Origin of the sequence: Pseudomonas sp. FeN3W, from assembly GCA_030263805.2 — a bacterium.
Lineage (GTDB): Bacteria > Pseudomonadota > Gammaproteobacteria > Pseudomonadales > Pseudomonadaceae > Stutzerimonas > Stutzerimonas stutzeri_G.
Genome location: CP136010.1, coordinates 2,771,585 through 2,788,175, shown reverse-complemented (window position 1 = coordinate 2,788,175; position 16,591 = coordinate 2,771,585). Strand labels below are relative to the sequence as shown.

Genomic DNA, 16,591 nt, shown 5'->3' with positions numbered 1-16,591 from the left:
TCCTTGTCCTGATGTCATCCATGGGTGTGCCCGAACCAGCGCTGCCAGCGGCTCGGTACGGGGCGGCTGAAGGCGTGCAACAGGCCCGCTGCATCGATGCTGCGCTGCGCCTCGTCGAATGCCAGCGCCAGACGCAGTGCCGGCCAGCAGTGCGCGGGCAGTTGCGGCGGTCGTTGCAGGGCGCGGTCCAGTTCCATCGCCTTGGCCTGGCGGGCGCTGAGCCGGCGAAACGGATGGCTGCCGCTGGCCAGTTCGTAGAGCACGCAGGCCAGCGCGTAGATATCGGCGCTGGCGGTCAGCTCGCTGCCGTCGAGCAGCTCCAGTGCCGCATAGCGCGGCGTCCAGGCCGCAAAACGCGTGCGGCACAGACGCGGCAGGCCGGGCAGCAGGCCTTCCAGCGATTGGCCGAGGCCGTAGTCGAACAGGCGCAGGCCGTCATCGGCGAGCATCACGTTGCTCGGTTTCAGGTCGCCATGCAGCACGCCCAGGCTGTGGGAATAGCTCAACGCTTCCAGCAGTGGCAACGCGATGCCCTGCAGTTCGCTCCAGGCCATGCCCTGCGGGCGCTCGCACAGCAGCTGGTCAAGGGTTGGCCCCTTGAGCAGCTCCAGGGTGATGAAGGCGCGCTGGCTGCCCGGGTCGATGTCGAAGTTGTACAGACGCACCACATGGCGATGGCTGAGGCGTGTGGTCAGCGCGTATTCGCTGTAGAGCAGCGCGCTGGCGTCGGGGTATTCGGCGAAATCCTCGCTGAGTGTCTTCAGTGCCACGTAGGGTTCCGGATCGCCGAACTGTTCGCGCAGCAGGTCACGCGCGCGATAGACCGCGCCCATGCCGCCGACGCCGAGCAGGCGTTCGATCCGGTAGCGGCCGCCGAGTACGTCCGGCAGCTCGCCGGGGACTGCCTTCGGTTCGACCGCTGCAGGCGTGGCCGCGGTAGACGCCAGGGCAAAGTAGGTGAGGTCGCTGGCCTGCAGTTGCCGTGCGTTCATCGGCGGATCACCACGGCGCTGATGTTGTCCCGCGCCGGCCCCTTCAATGCCTGGCGAAACAGCCGTTCCAGTGCCAGGTGAGTGGATGGCAGGCTGAGTGCTGCACCGAGGGCATCGGCGGACATGCTTTGATGAAGCCCATCGCTACACAACAACAGCGTGTCGCCGGGAAACACGTCGAACTCGAGTATGTCCAGCTCCAGCTTTTCACTGGCCCCGATGGCGCGGGTCAGCGCATGGGCGGCCGGGTGTTTGGCGGCCAGCTCGGGGCTGAGCTGCTGCTCGTCGATCAGTTGCTGCAACAAGGAGTGGTCGCGTGACAGCTGATAGAGACGGCCGCCGCGCCACAGATAACAGCGGCTGTCGCCGGCCCAGATGCATGCCGCACGGTCATCCTCCACGAGGAGGGCGACTACGGTGCTGCCGATCACCGGGTCAGGACGTGCGGCGGTGACCGTCAGTTCCTGGCTGAGCCGCCGATTCAATTCATGCAGGCAGCGCCGCAGCGCCAGCACCCGCTCCGGCAGGTCACCCGCAGCGGAAAGATCGGCCAGCTGTTCGACGATCAAGCGACTGGCCAGCGCGCCGTTCTGGTGTCCGCCCATGCCGTCGGCCACGGCCCACAGCCCCGTCTGCGGCAGGTCGAGGAAGGCATCCTCGTTGCGCGCCCGCACCTTGCCGGTGTCGGTGCGCGCCACGCTGCGCCAGCTGCATGCCGTCGCGCTCATCACAGTGCCGCCGGCAGCTTGAAGCCGCGCAACAGTGCGAGGTCGAACGGATTCGGCGAGCGCTGGGCGTGCAGCAGGTAGTTGGCGCGCAGGCCGCCGAGATCGGCCTTGAGCATCAGCACGTCGCGGCCGCTGTGGTAATCCACTTGCATCAGATCGATCAGGCGGAACAGCGACCAGGGCCCGGTGTTCTTCTCGATGCCGACGCGGCGGCCGCCGAGTTCTTCCACTACCAGGCTGGTGCGCCCATCGTCGGCTTCGGCCGGCCAGCGGAAGGCGGTCTGCACGATCGGGCCGTGGCGGTATTCCAGCTGTTGGTTGCCGAAGCGGAAATCGGCGCGGCCGAGGCTCGAATCCAGCGAATAGGGTTCGAGCTTGAACAGGATCTGCGGTTCGTTGGGGTTCTCGGCGAAGAAGCTGCGGCGAATGGTCTGCGCCCGGCTCATCTGCGCAAGGAATTGCTCGGACAGCGGCAGGCCGCGGCCGTCGACGCGGCGCAGCTGGTACTGGTCGGCGCTGCCGCTGACGAAGGGCTTGAGGTAGCGCTCGAAGAAGCTGTCCGCCAGGCCCTGGGCCTTGAAGAACTCGCGGAAGTCGGCGAGGGCGACGTCGCTGGCGCTGTGGGCACTGAACGGATAGCGCTCGCGCAGGGCACCGCGGTAGCTGGCGTAGAGCTCGTTGCGATAGCGCTGGTTGAGATAGTGATAGGCGTCGCTGAGGACCAGCGACCAGCTGTCCTCGGCCAGCAGACCAAGCCACTTGCCGACCGGTTGCGGCAGCCGAGCAGCACTGCTGCGCAGCTGGTTGATGGCGTCGCGCTGGCCGCCCATGCGCGCCTTGGCCATCTCGAAGGCAGCCTGTTCCGGTGCGCTGGCGTGGGCCAGCGCGGCCAGCTGCAATTGCAGGGCGTCGAGTGCCTGCAGGCTTGCCGTCAGCTCCGGGCCAGTCGCGCCGTTTTCGTCGAGCAGCTGGTGCAGCGGCGCGAAGCGGCGTTCGAGGGTCTTGCGTGCGGTGTCCGGTACATTCTTCAGCAGCGCAGCTTGTGCCTGTTCCGCCGCGGCGGTGGCCAGTTTGGCCGCTTTGCCAAGCTTGCCGCCAGCGTTCTGGGCGGCATCGGCCAGGTCGCCGGCCTCCGCAGTCGCGTCGGCGAGACCGGCAAAGCGGGTGTTTTCCCGCACCGCCAGCAGCAGTTGCAGCAGCGGCGAGTTGGCTGCGGTGAGCCCGGCGAGCTGCGCGGCACCCTCGGCCGCACTACCGGCCGGGAGGATGTTCAGCTGAGCGATCGCCTCGCTCCAGTGCGTGGCGTAGTCGCGGAAGTACAGCTGCTCCATTTCCACCAACAGGCGGCCGAGGTCCTTGGCGCTGAGGCTGTCACCTTCGCCCAGCACCCAGTTGTCGCGCAGGATCTCGCTAACCAGCTCGGCGCCCTGGGCGACGAACAGCTTGTTATAGCCGCGCTGGGTGTAGAAGCCGGGAATCGCATAGTCGCCACCGACGAACAGGGACGCCTGCGGACCGAGCTGCGTGTTCAGTCGATAGTCGGGAAGGTTGCGCGCCTGATCGCGCAGCATGCGGTATACCACTGCCGCCAGCGATTCGCTGCGCAGCTGGGCACGGGCCTTGGCCACCAGACTGTCGTTCAGCTGATAGGGCACGAACGACTCCTCCAGCAGGCGGGAAAAATGGGTGTTCAGGCCTTGTTGGGCAACCGCGTTGCCGCCATGACGCAGCGACCAGTCGGCGGCCAGCCAGTCCTTGAGAAAGGCCGCATCACGGCGTTCGGCCAGGTTCAGCATGAGGTACGCGCGCAGGCTGCCGAGCAGTTGTTCGCGGTCGTTCAGGTTGGCGCGAATCTGTGCTTCCAACTGACGGCCGACACGTGGCAGCAGCAGCGTTTCCAGATCGCGGCGGTAGGCGTCGTGCAATGTCGGATCGACCGCCTCGCCCTGGTACAGGCCACCGCGGCGCAGCCAGGACACATCGTCCCTGGGCGGAAAGACCTGGGTTGCCGCGTAGCTGCCATCCAGCACCTTGAGGGTGCGCAGTGCTTCGTCTTCTGCCTCGATGGTCTTGCGTTCGCCGCCCAGCGTCTGGGCGATGTCCCGCAGCTGTTCGAGGCGCTCGTGGTTGCTGGAGAAGTTCAGTGCCCAGGCGCCGCCGAACAGCACCAGGCAACCGAAGGCGCCGGCATAAAGCGCGCGTTGGCCCCAGTCGATGCGGCGGACCTCGCGCTGGTCGAGGCCCGCCAGTTCGGCTTCGGGAAAGATCACTCGGCTGAGCAGCTGATTGATGAAGCGCGCGCGGCCGCTGCGCAAGGTCGGTAGCGCACTACTGGCCAGGCCGAGCTGGCGGCCAATGCCGGCGGTGAGCGGGTCGAGACCCTCGCGCAGCTGTGGCGCGCTGGTCAGGTAGAAGCCACGCAGTTGGCTGGCACGCTGGTAACGGTTGCCGGCGAAGGCCAGTTCGATGAACAGGCTCAGACGCTCGCCGATCTGCCCCAGCTGATGCGGGAAGTCGAGAATGCGGCCGCGGCGCTGGGTATCGCGTTCCTGGTGCATGCGCATGATTACCTGGCTGTTCAGCCGGCGCAGCAGTTCCTCGAACTCCTCGCGCACCACCTGCGCATCGCTGCCGTTCTGCTCCTTACGGAAGCTTGCACCGAGTACCTGATCGCTTTCCTCGCGGGACAGCTGATCGAAGAACTCGTCGAAACCGAGAATCCGATCGGCCTTGCTCAGCACCAGGTAGACCGGCACGTCGACGTTCAGACGCTGATGGATCTCGTGCAGGCGCTGGCGGGTCTGGCGGGCGAGGTTTTCCAGCTCCAGTTCATTGCCGCCTAGCAGCTGGTCCACCGGCAGGTTGACCAGCACGCCGTTGAGCGGTCGTGCGCGACGCTTGCGCAGCAGGCCGAGCAGGGTGTCCCAGGCGCTGCCGTCGACGGCTGCGTCGGGCTGGGACAGATAGCGGCCGGCGGTGTCGATCAGCACCGCATGATCGGCGAAATACCAGTCGGCATAGCGGGTGCCGGAGACATCCTTGGTCAGGCGCTGCTGCTCGCTGCGGTTGAGCGGGAAATCCAGCCCGGAGAAATCCAGCAGGCTGGTCTTGCCGCTACCCTGCGGGCCGATCAGCAGGTACCAGGGCAGCTCGCTGCGCCATTTCTCGCTGCGCCCACGATAGAGGCTGGAGGTCTTCAGGGTACGCAGCGCCTGCTTGAAGCGATGGCGCAACTCCTGTTGCTCCTCGCCGATCAGACCGTCGCGGCGCAGCTGCTCCTGAACGTCCTGGTCCTCGGCGTCGCGCTTCTTGCGCGCGCTGGCGCGCCAGCTGGCGAAGACCATGGCCAGGCCCCAGCCGAGGAACAGCACGCTGATGCTCAGCAGGCGGCTGCTGGATGACTCCCAGAACCGATGGTCATTCACCGCCAGCAGCGGCCCGACGAACCACACCAGGACCGCCAGCAGCAGGACCAGCAGCAGGCTCCAGACCCAGGTTCGGCGCAGTATGGCGCCGAGTTTGCCGAAGAACGTCTTCATCTCATTTCATCCCTGAAAAAGTGGAGTCGCCGGCATCCATGTCCAGCGAGCGATAGGGTTGCAGCACGCTCTCGCGCTGTTCGCCGAGCACCCAGGCGAAACCGCCGTAGATCACTCCGAGGCACATCAGAGTGAACAGCGCGACCATCCACCAGGGCACGATGCGCACCAGGCGCCGGCGGCTGTCCTTGAGGCCTTCCCAATGCGGCGACAGCTCGCGCGGTATATCGCCGCGCATCTGCCGGATCTGCCGGTAGAGGCTGTCGCGCACCGCTTCCAGCTCGAGCATGCCGCGCGGTAGCACGCGGTACTTGCCCTCGAAGCCAAGGGACAGGCACAGGTACATCAGCTCCAGCATCGGCAGGTGCTTGACCGGGTTGCGCGCCAGTCGCTCGAGTAGTTGGAAGAACTTCTCGCCGCCGAAGGTCTCGTTGTGGAAGGAGGACAGCAGGCTCATCTGCGACCATTCACTCTCGTTGCCCCAGGGCGTGGTCACCACGGCCTCGTCGAGAATGGTGCAGAGCACGTAGCGCGCCGCCATCACCTGGCTGCTTTCGGCGCCATCATGCAGCGAGCGGTGCTCGAACAGCTTGATCGCACTGCTCAATTGCCGGTGCAGTGCCTGCAGGTCTTCGCTGTCCAGGCTGTGCTTGAGCCGTACCACTTCCGACAGTAGCGGCGAGGCGGCGGCCACCAGCGGATTGAGACTGATGTTGAAGGTTTCCGCCGGGCGCAGGCGGGCGGCGTAGATCATCCGTTCCTCCAGCTGCTCGAAGCGCGGCGGGGTGTCGAAGTCGGTCAGCGGGCTCTGTGCCGGCGCTTCGCCGGCGCGGTTGACGATGACCGTGTGGTCGTTCTGTCCGTAATCCATTTCCTTGATCATGTCGCTCAGTCCCTGACCGCCCAGAATTTCAGTTCGAGCCCGGCGAAGTCACCGGACACATGGAAGGCAAAGCCGCCGGAGCGCTCCAGCTGCGCCTGGTCCTCGGAGCTGAGCTCCAGCGCGAAATAGGTCTTGCCGGCATGGAAGGGGATCTGCCGCGGCGCCACCGGCAGCGGCTTGAGGCGGATGCCCGGCAGATGCAGGTTGACCAGTTGGCGGATGCGTTCCACCGGGCCGATCTTCAGGTGCGCCGGCAGGCGGTTGCGCAGGGTTTCGGAATCGCATTGGGCGCTGGCGGCGAGCACGAAGGAGGCCGTGCCGAGCAGCTTGTGGTCATGCAGTGGCGATACCTGGATACCGTACTGGCGCTGCTGCAGCAGCAGTTCGATGGCGTGCTGCTCGAGCACCATCGACAGCACCTGGCGGATCGCGTCCATCAGCTTGCGGAAGCTCGCGCCCTGGTCACTATGCTGGTAACGGCCATCCAGGCGCGGGCGCTTGCTCTCGCTGGAGAAGGTCGCCAACTCGCCAAGCAGGCCAAGCAGGTCGCGGTAGATCTGCTCCGGGTGTACCTGCTCCACGCCCAGGTAGTGGCGCAGCACCGGCTCGTGACGGTTGATCAGCTGCAGCATCATGAAGTCGCCGACCTCGGCGCCACCCACCTTGCCGGTGGCGCTGATGCGCTCGGCGAGGGTATCGCCGCGGTGGGCGAGCATGCTGATCACTTCCTTCAGGCAGGACAGCAGGTAGCCCGAAGCCTGGAAGTTGACGTAGGTCGGAATGAACTCGGGGTCGAGGCTGATGACCCCGTCCGGCGTGGTGTCGAGCACCTCGCACAGCTGCAGCTTCACGTAGGCCTGGTCGCTCTGCTGCTCGCCCAGCAGCAGGCGGAAATCCGGCAGCCCGGTGCTGACCTGGCTGGAGCTGCTGTCGCCGGCATTGGAGTCGGCGACATCCAGCTCATGGGCGGTGTAGCGCGCCAGCACGTCCTTCTGTTCGGGGCGGCGGGTCTCAATGTGGTTGCCGGTGACCAGCGGCAGCGCAAGGTATACCGGTGTACTGCCGGTGTTCGGCGGGATGTCCAGGGCCAGTGGCTCGCGCTCGCTGCCCAGCTCGAACAGCGTACCGTCCGGTAGGATGCCGCTGGCCTGGCTGAGCACCAGCTTGCCCATGTTGAGGAACTGGCGGTCGATCTCCAGGTTGAAGAACCCCCAGGCATAGTTACCCAGCTTCTGGGTGCGCGCCTTGAGCTGGTGGTCGTAGTAGCGATCGCTTTGCTGGAAGTGCTGCGGGCGCAGCAGCATGCCTTCCTGCCAGACAACTTTTTGCAGGCTCATGCTTACTGTCCTTCTTCGGCGAGCGGGTCGAGCAGCGCGATGCCGCGCTCGTCCAGGCTCAAGGCGACATGGGTGCGCTCTTGCGGCGGCACGGCGATGACGTAGCGCCAGCTGGCTTCCGGCAGGTCGCGGTAGGCCGCCAGTACGCCGACGTAGCGACTGCCGTCCTGCACCGAGAGCCTGAGTTCACGGCTCTCGCCGGGACGCAGTTCCAGTTCCTCGGAGGTCACCAGGTCTGGCGCCAGGACTTCCTTGGGCCGCTGGTAGAGGGCGAAGAAGTCGCCGTTCTCGAACGCCACCGGATGCTTGAGCTCCAGCAGGCGCAGGACGATCGGCGAGGGCCGGCCGTTGAGGTCGGGGTTGAGACGGTCGCTGCCGTGCAGTTCGAGGTCGAGCTTGGTCAGCTTGGAGTAGGGCGACAGCGCCGAGCAGCCGCCCAGCACGAGCAGCGAGGCCAGCATGGCCAGAGTGATGCGACGAGACATGGAATCATCCTTGATGGGTGGAATCGAGCGTGGCGATCAGGCGCACCTGCTCCTCATAGGTCTTGGCAAAGTCGCGGGCGAACAGTCGCTCGCTCCAGTCGGCATCCTGGCCGAGGCTCTGATGCAGCCTGCGATAGGCGCGCCAGCGACTGCCGGAGGTGGCGATCAGCGGTTTGCGGCCCTCGCGTTCGAAACGCAGCGCCAGCTGCTCTGGTGCCAGTTGCTCGAACATTGCGTGGACGGCCGCGCGGCTGGCAGCCAGCAGCGCCACCTGATGTGCTTGCAGGTCGCGAAAGGCGCGGCCGATGGCCTGTTCGGCCGATAGCTGGCCGGGCTTGCCACCGCGCAGCAGGGCGCTCAGCGCTTCGCCGCTGTCCGTGCTGTGCTTGAGCGGATTGTTGCCGGAACTCTGCACCGTAGTCAGGGCCAGGCGCAGCTCGTTCTTCAGCTCGCTGCGGGTGCGCAGGCTCTGCTGCAGGCCGCCGACGCTCTGCTTGAGCAGGCGAGCGGCGTTCAGCGCCAGCGCCTGGCGCTGCTCCTCGTCGAGCTCATCGAGTTCGATACCCAGCGCCTCGCCGAAACGGGTCCAGAATCCCTGCGGCAGTCGTTCGGGCTCGGCTTCGCGCTTGGCTTCCGGCGCGGCCTTTGGCATGACCAGCTCCGGCAACGGAAGGCTTTCCATGTCGATGCGCGCGTAGTCGCGCTGTTGCGCCTGGCGTTGCGGCGCAACCAGGGCGAGGTCGAGGTCGTCGACCTCGGCATAGACGCGCTCCTGCTGATCCATGGCGACCAGCGGATCGAGGTCGAGAAACGCGTCGTCGGGGATGATGCTGCCGGCCGGCTGTGGGCGACCGATGTCACCTTCGAACAGCGCCGGGTCCTGGATCAGCCGTGCGCGAATCTCGAAGTCGCCGAGGCAGTAGACGCTGCCGTGCTCGACTCGCTGCGGCTGGCCCTTGACCAGGCTGGCGCCGCTATCCTTGAGCTGGACGCCATTGCTGCTGGTGTCGGTGAGGAAGAAGGCGCCGTCGCGATAGCTGATTACCGCATGACGCCCGGAGAGTACGCGCTTGCGATCCGGGATCACCCAGTCGCAGCCTTCGGCCCGGCCGATCACGCCGCCGGCCTGCTTGAAGGTTTTGGTGGTCAGCAGACCCGGCACGAATTGCTGGGCACCCACCATATCGAAGACCAGTTCCATGGTCGTGTCGCTCCTTGCGGTCACTGGCCGCGATTCAAAGCCTGCGGGTCGCCCAGCGGACGATAGTGGTCATCGTTGAATTTGTAGTTGCCGGTGCAGCCGGTGAGCAGGGCTGCGGCGAAGAGCGAAACGAGGGCGTAATAGCGCACGGGCACGCGATTTCCTCCTTGAAGTCGTGTGTGGGGGCAAGGTGCGCATGGCGCGACCTGGTCGGCGCATTGAAGTTCAGTTGTCCTGCAGGCTCGGTGATCGGGTTCACAGAACACTAGTTGGATGCGTCTAAAACGAGCGTGAGGTCAGGTTGGCGCAGTCCGATGGCGCCGCATGGCGGGTTTTCCTTGCATCAGCATCACGATGCAGGCAGGCGACCTGCACTCGCCTGGTGTTGGCTTTTGGTCGTTTGCGGACAACGGCCTGAAGATGGTGCGCAGAAACGACAAAGCCCGCAGCGAGCGGGCTTTGTCGGAGCGCTTCGAGCGGGGCCTCGAAACGACTATCTATCTATATGGCGCATCCGGCGGGATTCGAACCCACGACCCCTGCCTTCGGAGGGCAGTACTCTATCCAGCTGAGCTACGGATGCGTTGCGGGGCGCAATCATACGCATGTCGTTGACGGGCGTCCATGCTGGTGCGGCCGGGTGGATATGCCCAGGTGCGGCTTTTTCGCAGCTGTCTGTGGCCGCACCGGCTGGTACCCTTGCGTGTCGCGGCCCGGGGCCGTGGGTGTTCGAATGGGCGAGGGGATGGAGATGTCGGGCCATATCAAACTCTGGGATGCGCCGCTGCGGCTGTTTCACTGGTTATTCGCCGGGACGGTGGTCGCAGCCGTCGTCACGGGCTGGGTGGGCGGCAGCCTGATGCTGTGGCATGGCCGGCTCGGTCTGCTGGTGCTGGGGCTGCTGGTATTCCGTCTGGTGTGGGGCTTCGTCGGTTCGACCTACGCGCGCTGGTCGCGGATCTTCGCGGCAACCGTCGGGGTGAAGGATTATCTGCAGGGCAACTGGCGCGAAGCCGGGCACAATCCGCTCGGTGCGTTTTCGGTGCTGGCCATGCTCCTGCTGGTGGGCTTTCAGGTGACCAGCGGCTTGATGGCAACCGATGACATCGCCTTTCAGGGCCCGCTTTATGCGCTGGTCAGCAGCGAAACCGGCAGCGCGCTGAGCGGGCTGCATCGGCAGGCGAAATGGTTGCTGCTGGTGCTGATCGGCATGCATGTCGCGGCCATCGTCTATTACACGCTGGTGATGCGTCGGCCGCTGGTGCGGGCGATGATTGCGGGAAGAACTCGGCGTGAGCATCCGACCCAGCAGGATGCCCGCGGTGGTTCGCTGCTCGCGGCGGTGCTGGCGATTGCGCTGGGCGCCGTTTGCGTATGGGGCGTACAAGCGGTGGGGGATTGGCTGGAGCCGGAACCCGCAGCGGTCGCACCGAGTCTGGACTGGTGAGCCAGCCGACGGGCAGGTGTCGACCGGCTGCGACGGGTCAGTCGGCGCGGAACTTGTCGTGGCAGGACTTGCAGCTACCACCGACATCACCGAAGGCTTTCTTGATGGCGGCCTGATCGCCTTCTGCCGCGACCTTGGCGAGCTGGTTGGCGGCGGCAGTGAAGTTGCGGCCGATCTGCCCGGCCTCATCGAGGTTCTGGAAGAACTCAGGCTTCAGGCGGGTCGCCTTGCCCAGCTGCTCGGTGGTGGTATCCGGGCTGTACAGGCTGCCCATGCCGGAGTTGGCGATGGCTGCGATGGCATTGGCGGCGGCAGCCACCTTGGCCTGATCGTAGGGCTCCTTGCCGTCGACTACCTGGGCCTTGATCTTGCCCATGTTCCACGACATGAACTGGTAGCCGGCCTGGCGGGTTTCGACCATCTCTTCCGGTTTCATCTGCGCCTGGGCGGCAGTGCTGACCAGCAGGACGGCGGCCACGGCGCCTGTCATCAATGCTTTCACGGTAACTCCTTATCGATCCTTGGTTGTCGGCGGCTGGCGCCGTTCGTGCGCAACTATACCCCGGCCAGTAGCAGGTTTTGGGTAACAAGTCGTGACAGACCGTGCGATGCATCAGGCTGGTCAATGGCGCGACAACGTCATGCGTCATGAGCTTGCCGGGTCAGTGGCTGCGGTCCTAGCATGGCTGTTCGCAGTGCAATGCGGCGACAGGAACCGGGCGGCGCAGGACGGTTCAGATGATCGTCGTATCAGCCAAACTTTCCGCAGCGGGCCTGCCGCTACGATGCCCGAGGAGACTGCCATGCAACTCAAAGACACCGCTCTGTTCCGTCAGCAGGCCTATATCGATGGCGCCTGGGTCGATGCCGACAGCGGCCAGACCATCAGCGTGAACAACCCGGCCACCGGCGAGACGCTCGGCACGGTGCCGAAGATGGGCGCCGCGGAAACCCGCCGCGCCGTCGATGCTGCCGAGCGTGCACTGCCGACGTGGCGTGATCTGACCGCCAAGGAGCGTTCGCAGAAGCTGCGCCGCTGGTTCGAGCTTTTGATGGAGAACCAGGACGACCTCGGCCGGCTGATGACCCTCGAGCAGGGCAAGCCGCTGGCCGAGGCCAAGGGCGAGATCGCCTACGCTGCCTCCTTCATCGAATGGTTCGCCGAGGAAGCCAAGCGCATCTACGGCGACACCATTCCCGGCCACCAGAAAGACAAGCGCATCATCGTCATCAAGCAGCCGATCGGCGTGACCGCGGCGATCACGCCGTGGAATTTCCCGGCAGCGATGATCACCCGCAAGGCCGGCCCGGCACTGGCGGCCGGCTGCACCATGGTGATCAAGCCCGCATCGCAGACGCCGTTCTCGGCCTTGGCGATGGTCGAACTGGCCGAACGTGCCGGCATTCCCAAGGGCGTGCTCAGCGTGGTCACCGGCTCGGCCGGCGACATCGGTAGCGAGCTGACCGCCAACCCCAAGGTGCGCAAGATTTCCTTCACCGGCTCCACCGAAGTGGGCGCCAAGCTGATGGAGCAGTGCGCGCCGGGGATCAAGAAGGTCTCGCTGGAGCTCGGCGGCAACGCGCCGTTCATCGTCTTCGACGACGCCGACCTGGACGAGGCGGTGAAGGGCGCCGTGCAGTCCAAGTACCGCAATGCCGGGCAGACCTGCGTCTGCGTCAACCGCATTTATGTGCAGGATGGCGTGTACGACGCCTTCGCCGAGAAGTTTCAGGCGGCTGTGGCCAAGCTGCGGGTCGGCAATGGCCTGGAGGAGGGTTCCGACCTCGGCCCGCTGATCGACGATCGCGCGGCCGCCAAGGTCCGCGAGCATATCGAGGATGCTGTCGCCCAGGGTGCGCGGCTGGTGGCGGGCGGCCAGGCTGATGCATTGGGCGGCAGCTATTTCGAGCCGACCGTGCTGGTGGATGTGCCGGACAGCGCCAAGGTGGCCAAGGAAGAAACCTTCGGCCCGCTGGCACCGCTGTTCCGCTTCAAGGACGAGGCCGAGGCGATCGCCAAGGCCAACGACACCGAGTTCGGTCTGGCCTCCTACTTTTATGCGCGCGATCTGGGCCGGGTGTTCCGCGTCGCCGAGGCGCTGGAGTACGGCATGGTGGGCATCAATACCGGGCTGATCTCCACCGAAGTGGCGCCTTTCGGCGGGGTGAAGTCCTCCGGCCTTGGCCGCGAGGGCTCCAAGTACGGCATCGAGGATTACCTGGAGATCAAGTATCTCTGCATGGGCATCTGAGCCACCTGTGACAGCTGGCCTCAGGGTCTGAGGCTGGCTTTTTGCTATCGGTCCGTGCAGAATCGCGCCCCCGCTTGGCGCGATTCCACTCCAGGGGTCTGTCGCCATCCACCTAGACCGTCGCTAGGCTGTGGTGACATCTCCAGTGAGCATCTCCGCCCAAGTTTCCTTCGTTCTGGTTGCCTACAACGAACCCTGGCGCGCGGATCAGCTTTGTCAGCTGGTGCGCGAACTGCGCCCCGGTATGCGTGTGCAGCCAGCGGCAGACGGGCATGCCGCGCTGGAACTGTGCAAGCGTCAGGTGCCCAGCCTGCTGATCGTCGATGGTGAACTGGATGGCCTCGATGGCCGCCAGCTGCTGCGCGAACTGCGGCGCCACGGTCCGACCCAGCGCCTGCCCTGCGTGCTGATCAGCGCACGCACCGATACCGCCAGCGTACGCACCGTGCTGCCGCTGGCACCCGCCGCCTACCTGGGCAAACCCTACGATCTCGACGACCTGCGCCAGCGCCTGGACCGGTTGCTGCCACGCTCGGCCGGCCGTGCAGGGATGACGACGCCTGCTCCGGCAGACAACGTGGATCGCTTTCTCGAGCGCATGCGCCCCTATAACCGCGGCGCGCCGCTGCAGGAGGCTGTGCTGGTGGCCCTGCAGCGCCTGCAGGGCGGCGATCAGGATTTCGCCGAGCTCGAAGAGCTGTTGTCCCGCGACCCGCAGGTGACTGCACGACTGATCAGCGTCGCCAGCAGCGGTGCGCAACAGGCCACGCCTTGCCTGAGCCTGGGCGAGGCACAGCGTCGACTCGGTGCTGCGCGCAGCCTACAGCTGGTGACCGAACTGGCACTGCAGCACAACGCCCGGCTGGTCGAGCCACGTCTTGCCGAACTGGGCGCGCAGCTCGGCGCGCAGGCGCTGCGCACCGCACGTCTGGCTGACTGGCTGGCAGGGCAGTTGAAGCTGGACAGAGAGCTCTGCTTTAGCGCCGGCCTGCTACGGAACATCGGTGAATTGGCGCTGTTGCGCAGCCTGCAGGACTGGCTCGACAGTGGTGGCGAGCTGGATGAAGCGGATCTGCAGCGCTGCCTGCGCGAGCGCGCGGCCGGCTTCGGCTCGGCGCTACGGGCACAGTGGGCGCTGCCGCTGGAGCTGCGCCAGGTGATTACGGCCTACTATGCCCTGGGCGCCGGCGCACTCAGCCGCGAAGCGCTGGTGCTCAACCTGACGCGGCTGCTGATCGAGCTGCCGGAAGACACCGAGCCCGCCTCCCTGGCCAGCAAACGAACGGTGCGTTTGCTACGTATCGACCCCGACCTGTTGGCCCGCGCCCCGCGGCATGCCGTTTCCGGCTGAAGTCGCTGTACCCGCTTTGGCGGCGACATTCCCCTGATTGATAGTGCTGCTCGACGCCGGTTCGGCTGCCGGCAATATCGAGCGCTGACGCGCGCTACATCCCTTTCCCGCTTGGTATTGCTTGGCGATGTCGGCCTATCGACATGCATAACGTGACTCCTATATTCTGCTGTGCGAAACATGATTCCGTGAAATTACAATTCCAATCAGCATTTCACACAGCGGAGGCCAGTCATGACAGATGTCGTACGGCTCGAAGTTCAGGGCGAGATCGCGCTGATCACGGTCAACAATCCACCGGTCAACGCTCTCGGCCAGGCGGTGCGTGACGGGCTGCTGAAGGCCTTTCAGCGTGCCGAAGCGGACCCACAGGTCCGCGCCGTGGCGCTGATGTGCGAGGGCAATACCTTTATTGCCGGCGCCGACATCAAGGAATTCGGCAAGTCCCCGCAGGCGCCGAGCCTGCCAGACGTAATTGAAGTTATCGAAGTCTGCAGCAAGCCGAGTGTCGCGGTGATTCATGGCACCGCGCTGGGTGGCGGACTTGAAGTGGCGCTGGGTTGTCATTACCGCATCGCGCGCAAGGACGCCAAGGTCGGCCTACCGGAAGTGAAGCTGGGTCTGCTGCCGGGCGCCGGCGGCACCCAGCGCCTGCCGCGTCTGGCCGGTGTCGCCAAGGCGCTGGACATGATCGTCAGCGGCCAGCCCATCGGTGCGGCGGAGGCGGTCGAGCACAACATCGTCGATGAGCTCTTCGACGGCGAACTGCGCGAAGCCGGCCTCGCCTATGCCCGCCGTATGGTCGACGAAAGCCGCGCACCGCGACGCACTGGCGAGCAGACCCAAGGCCTTGAGGGCGCCGACAACGAGGCGCTGATCCGCACCAAGCATGCTGAAGTGGCCAAGCGCATGCCTGGACTGTTCTCGCCGTTGCGTTGCATCGCGGCGGTCGAGGCGGCGACGAAGCTGCCGTTGGCCGAGGGTCTCAAGCGCGAGCGTGAACTGTTCGCCGAATGCCTGAACTCGCCACAGCGTGGTGCTCTGGTCCACTCGTTCTTCGCCGAGCGTCAGGCCGGCAAGATCAACGATCTGCCGGCAGACGTGAAACCACGGCCGATCAAGACCGCCGCGGTGATCGGCGGCGGCACCATGGGTGTCGGTATCGCGCTGAGTTTCGCCAATGCCGGTGTGCCGGTGAAACTGCTGGAGATCAACGATGACGCCCTGCAACGCGGCCTGCAGCGCGCTCGCGATACCTACGCAGCCAGCGTCAAGCGCGGCAGCCTGACCGAGGAGGCGATGGCGCAGCGCCTCGCGCTGATCGCGGGCGTCACCGATTACGCCGCCCTGGCCGATGTCGATGTAGTGGTCGAAGCGGTCTTCGAAGAGATGGGCGTCAAGCAGCAGGTCTTCGAACAGCTGGACGCGGTATGCAAGCCCGGTGCGATTCTCGCTTCGAACACCTCATCGCTGGATCTGAATGCTATCGCCGCCTTCACCAAGCGGCCGGAAGACGTAGTCGGGCTGCATTTCTTCAGCCCGGCCAACGTCATGCGCCTGCTGGAGGTGGTACACGGCGAGAAGACCAGCCACGAGGTGCTCGCCACTGCCATGGCCATCGGCAAGAAATTGAAGAAGGTCTCGGTGGTGGTCGGCGTCTGCGATGGCTTCGTCGGCAATCGCATGGTCTTCCAGTACGGCCGCGAGGCGGAATTCCTCCTGGAGGAGGGCGCCACGCCACAACAGGTCGACGGCGCCCTGCGCAACTTCGGCATGGCCATGGGGCCGTTTGCCATGCGCGACCTGTCCGGCCTCGACATCGGCCAGGCGATCCGCAAACGCCAGCGCGCGACGCTGCCGGCGCACCTGGATTTCCCGACCGTCTCGGACAAGCTCTGCGAAGCCGGCATGCTCGGGCAGAAGACCGGCACCGGCTACTACCGCTACGAACCCGGCAACCGCACCCCTCAGGAGAACCCCGAACTTGCGCCTATGCTGGAAGCAGCCTCGCGGGAAAAGGGCATCGAGCGGCAGAAGCTGGACGAGCAGTACATCGTCGAGCGTTGCATCTTCGCGCTGGTCAACGAGGGCGCGAAGATTCTCGAAGAAGGCATCGCCCAGCGCGCCAGTGACATCGACGTCATCTACCTGAACGGCTACGGCTTCCCGGCCTTCCGCGGTGGGCCGATGTTCTATGCCGACAGCGTGGGCCTGGACCGGGTGCTGGCGCGAGTAAAAGAACTGCACGAGCGTTGTGGCGACTGGTGGAAGCCGGCGCCGCTGCTGGAAAAACTGGCCGCCGAAGGCCGCACCTTCACCGAATGGCAGGCCGGACAATGAGCGCCGCCCGCCTGCAAACAGAACGCAGCATGAGGA

13 protein-coding genes and 1 tRNA gene are annotated in these 16,591 nt (G+C 65.6%); 4 read left to right on the top strand and 10 right to left on the bottom strand.

Going from position 1 to position 16,591, the window contains the following annotated elements:
- Positions 1 to 14: 14 nt before the first annotated feature.
- The 9 genes from P5704_013250 to P5704_013210 all read right to left on the bottom strand — a co-directional run bounded on the left by P5704_013250 (position 15) and on the right by P5704_013210 (position 9,748).
- Positions 15 to 992 (bottom strand): serine/threonine-protein kinase, encoded by a 978-nt coding sequence (locus tag P5704_013250; protein WOF77037.1) that lies wholly within the window; start codon positions 990 to 992, stop codon positions 15 to 17.
- Complete coding sequence (locus tag P5704_013245; GenBank protein ID WOF77036.1) at positions 989 to 1,720, bottom strand: PP2C family serine/threonine-protein phosphatase; 732 nt, start codon at positions 1,718 to 1,720, stop codon at positions 989 to 991. The genes P5704_013250 and P5704_013245 overlap by 4 nt, the downstream gene beginning before the upstream one ends.
- Complete coding sequence (tssM, locus tag P5704_013240) at positions 1,720 to 5,259, bottom strand: type VI secretion system membrane subunit TssM (GenBank protein ID WOF77035.1); 3,540 nt, start codon at positions 5,257 to 5,259, stop codon at positions 1,720 to 1,722. Before tssM ends, P5704_013245 begins: the two co-directional genes overlap by 1 nt.
- A gap of 1 nt (position 5,260) precedes the next feature.
- A complete protein-coding gene (gene icmH / locus P5704_013235; protein ID WOF77034.1) occupies positions 5,261 to 6,142 on the bottom strand; it encodes a type IVB secretion system protein IcmH/DotU in 882 nt (293 codons plus the stop codon).
- A 5-nt stretch (positions 6,143 to 6,147) separates the two neighbouring features.
- Positions 6,148 to 7,479, bottom strand: a complete 1,332-nt coding sequence (tssK, locus tag P5704_013230; protein WOF77033.1) for a type VI secretion system baseplate subunit TssK — start codon at positions 7,477 to 7,479, stop codon at positions 6,148 to 6,150.
- 2 nt (positions 7,480 to 7,481) lie between these two features.
- Positions 7,482 to 7,964: a type VI secretion system lipoprotein TssJ gene (gene tssJ, locus P5704_013225; protein ID WOF77032.1), complete on the bottom strand. Its 483-nt coding sequence runs from the start codon at positions 7,962 to 7,964 to the stop codon at positions 7,482 to 7,484.
- A 4-nt stretch (positions 7,965 to 7,968) separates the two neighbouring features.
- Positions 7,969 to 9,165: a type VI secretion system-associated FHA domain protein TagH gene (gene tagH / locus P5704_013220; GenBank protein WOF77031.1), complete on the bottom strand. Its 1,197-nt coding sequence runs from the start codon at positions 9,163 to 9,165 to the stop codon at positions 7,969 to 7,971.
- Between the two features lie 20 nt (positions 9,166 to 9,185).
- Entirely contained in the window at positions 9,186 to 9,320 is a 135-nt protein-coding gene (locus P5704_013215) for a type VI secretion protein (protein WOF77030.1), read from the bottom strand.
- Positions 9,321 to 9,671: 351 nt separating this feature from the next.
- Positions 9,672 to 9,748: transfer RNA gene (locus P5704_013210), tRNA-Arg, on the bottom strand.
- A gap of 162 nt (positions 9,749 to 9,910) precedes the next feature.
- On the opposite strand from P5704_013210, the gene P5704_013205 reads away from it, so the two are divergent.
- Complete coding sequence (locus P5704_013205) at positions 9,911 to 10,612, top strand: cytochrome b/b6 domain-containing protein (GenBank protein ID WOF81227.1); 702 nt, start codon at positions 9,911 to 9,913, stop codon at positions 10,610 to 10,612.
- 37 nt (positions 10,613 to 10,649) lie between these two features.
- Here the strand turns inward: P5704_013205 and P5704_013200 are convergent, their stop codons facing one another.
- Positions 10,650 to 11,102: a cytochrome c gene (locus tag P5704_013200; GenBank protein WOF81226.1), complete on the bottom strand. Its 453-nt coding sequence runs from the start codon at positions 11,100 to 11,102 to the stop codon at positions 10,650 to 10,652.
- 313 nt (positions 11,103 to 11,415) lie between these two features.
- On the opposite strand from P5704_013200, the gene gabD reads away from it, so the two are divergent.
- The 3 genes from gabD to P5704_013185 all read left to right on the top strand — a co-directional run bounded on the left by gabD (position 11,416) and on the right by P5704_013185 (position 16,555).
- Entirely contained in the window at positions 11,416 to 12,864 is a 1,449-nt protein-coding gene (gene gabD, locus P5704_013195) for an NADP-dependent succinate-semialdehyde dehydrogenase (GenBank protein WOF77029.1), read from the top strand.
- A 145-nt stretch (positions 12,865 to 13,009) separates the two neighbouring features.
- On the top strand, positions 13,010 to 14,215 hold the full coding sequence (locus tag P5704_013190; protein WOF77028.1) for an HDOD domain-containing protein: 1,206 nt from the start codon (positions 13,010 to 13,012) through the stop codon (positions 14,213 to 14,215).
- 234 nt (positions 14,216 to 14,449) lie between these two features.
- The gene (locus P5704_013185; protein ID WOF77027.1) at positions 14,450 to 16,555 is read left to right on the top strand and encodes a 3-hydroxyacyl-CoA dehydrogenase NAD-binding domain-containing protein; all 2,106 of its coding nucleotides are present in this window, start codon (positions 14,450 to 14,452) and stop codon (positions 16,553 to 16,555) included.
- Positions 16,556 to 16,591 lie beyond the last annotated feature (36 nt).

Bases quoted from the DNA above. Each gene is read 5' to 3' on its own strand.
- P5704_013250 (WOF77037.1), bottom strand. From the start codon at position 992: ATGAACGCACGGCAACTGCAGGCCAGCGACCTCACCTACTTTGCCCTG.
- P5704_013245 (WOF77036.1), bottom strand. From the start codon at position 1,720: ATGAGCGCGACGGCATGCAGCTGGCGCAGCGTGGCGCGCACCGACACC.
- tssM (WOF77035.1), bottom strand. From the start codon at position 5,259: ATGAAGACGTTCTTCGGCAAACTCGGCGCCATACTGCGCCGAACCTGG.
- icmH (WOF77034.1), bottom strand. From the start codon at position 6,142: ATGATCAAGGAAATGGATTACGGACAGAACGACCACACGGTCATCGTC.
- tssK (WOF77033.1), bottom strand. From the start codon at position 7,479: ATGAGCCTGCAAAAAGTTGTCTGGCAGGAAGGCATGCTGCTGCGCCCG.
- tssJ (WOF77032.1), bottom strand. From the start codon at position 7,964: ATGTCTCGTCGCATCACTCTGGCCATGCTGGCCTCGCTGCTCGTGCTG.
- tagH (WOF77031.1), bottom strand. From the start codon at position 9,165: ATGGAACTGGTCTTCGATATGGTGGGTGCCCAGCAATTCGTGCCGGGT.
- P5704_013205 (WOF81227.1), top strand. From the start codon at position 9,911: ATGGAGATGTCGGGCCATATCAAACTCTGGGATGCGCCGCTGCGGCTG.
- P5704_013200 (WOF81226.1), bottom strand. From the start codon at position 11,102: ATGACAGGCGCCGTGGCCGCCGTCCTGCTGGTCAGCACTGCCGCCCAG.
- gabD (WOF77029.1), top strand. From the start codon at position 11,416: ATGCAACTCAAAGACACCGCTCTGTTCCGTCAGCAGGCCTATATCGAT.
- P5704_013185 (WOF77027.1), top strand. From the start codon at position 14,450: ATGACAGATGTCGTACGGCTCGAAGTTCAGGGCGAGATCGCGCTGATC.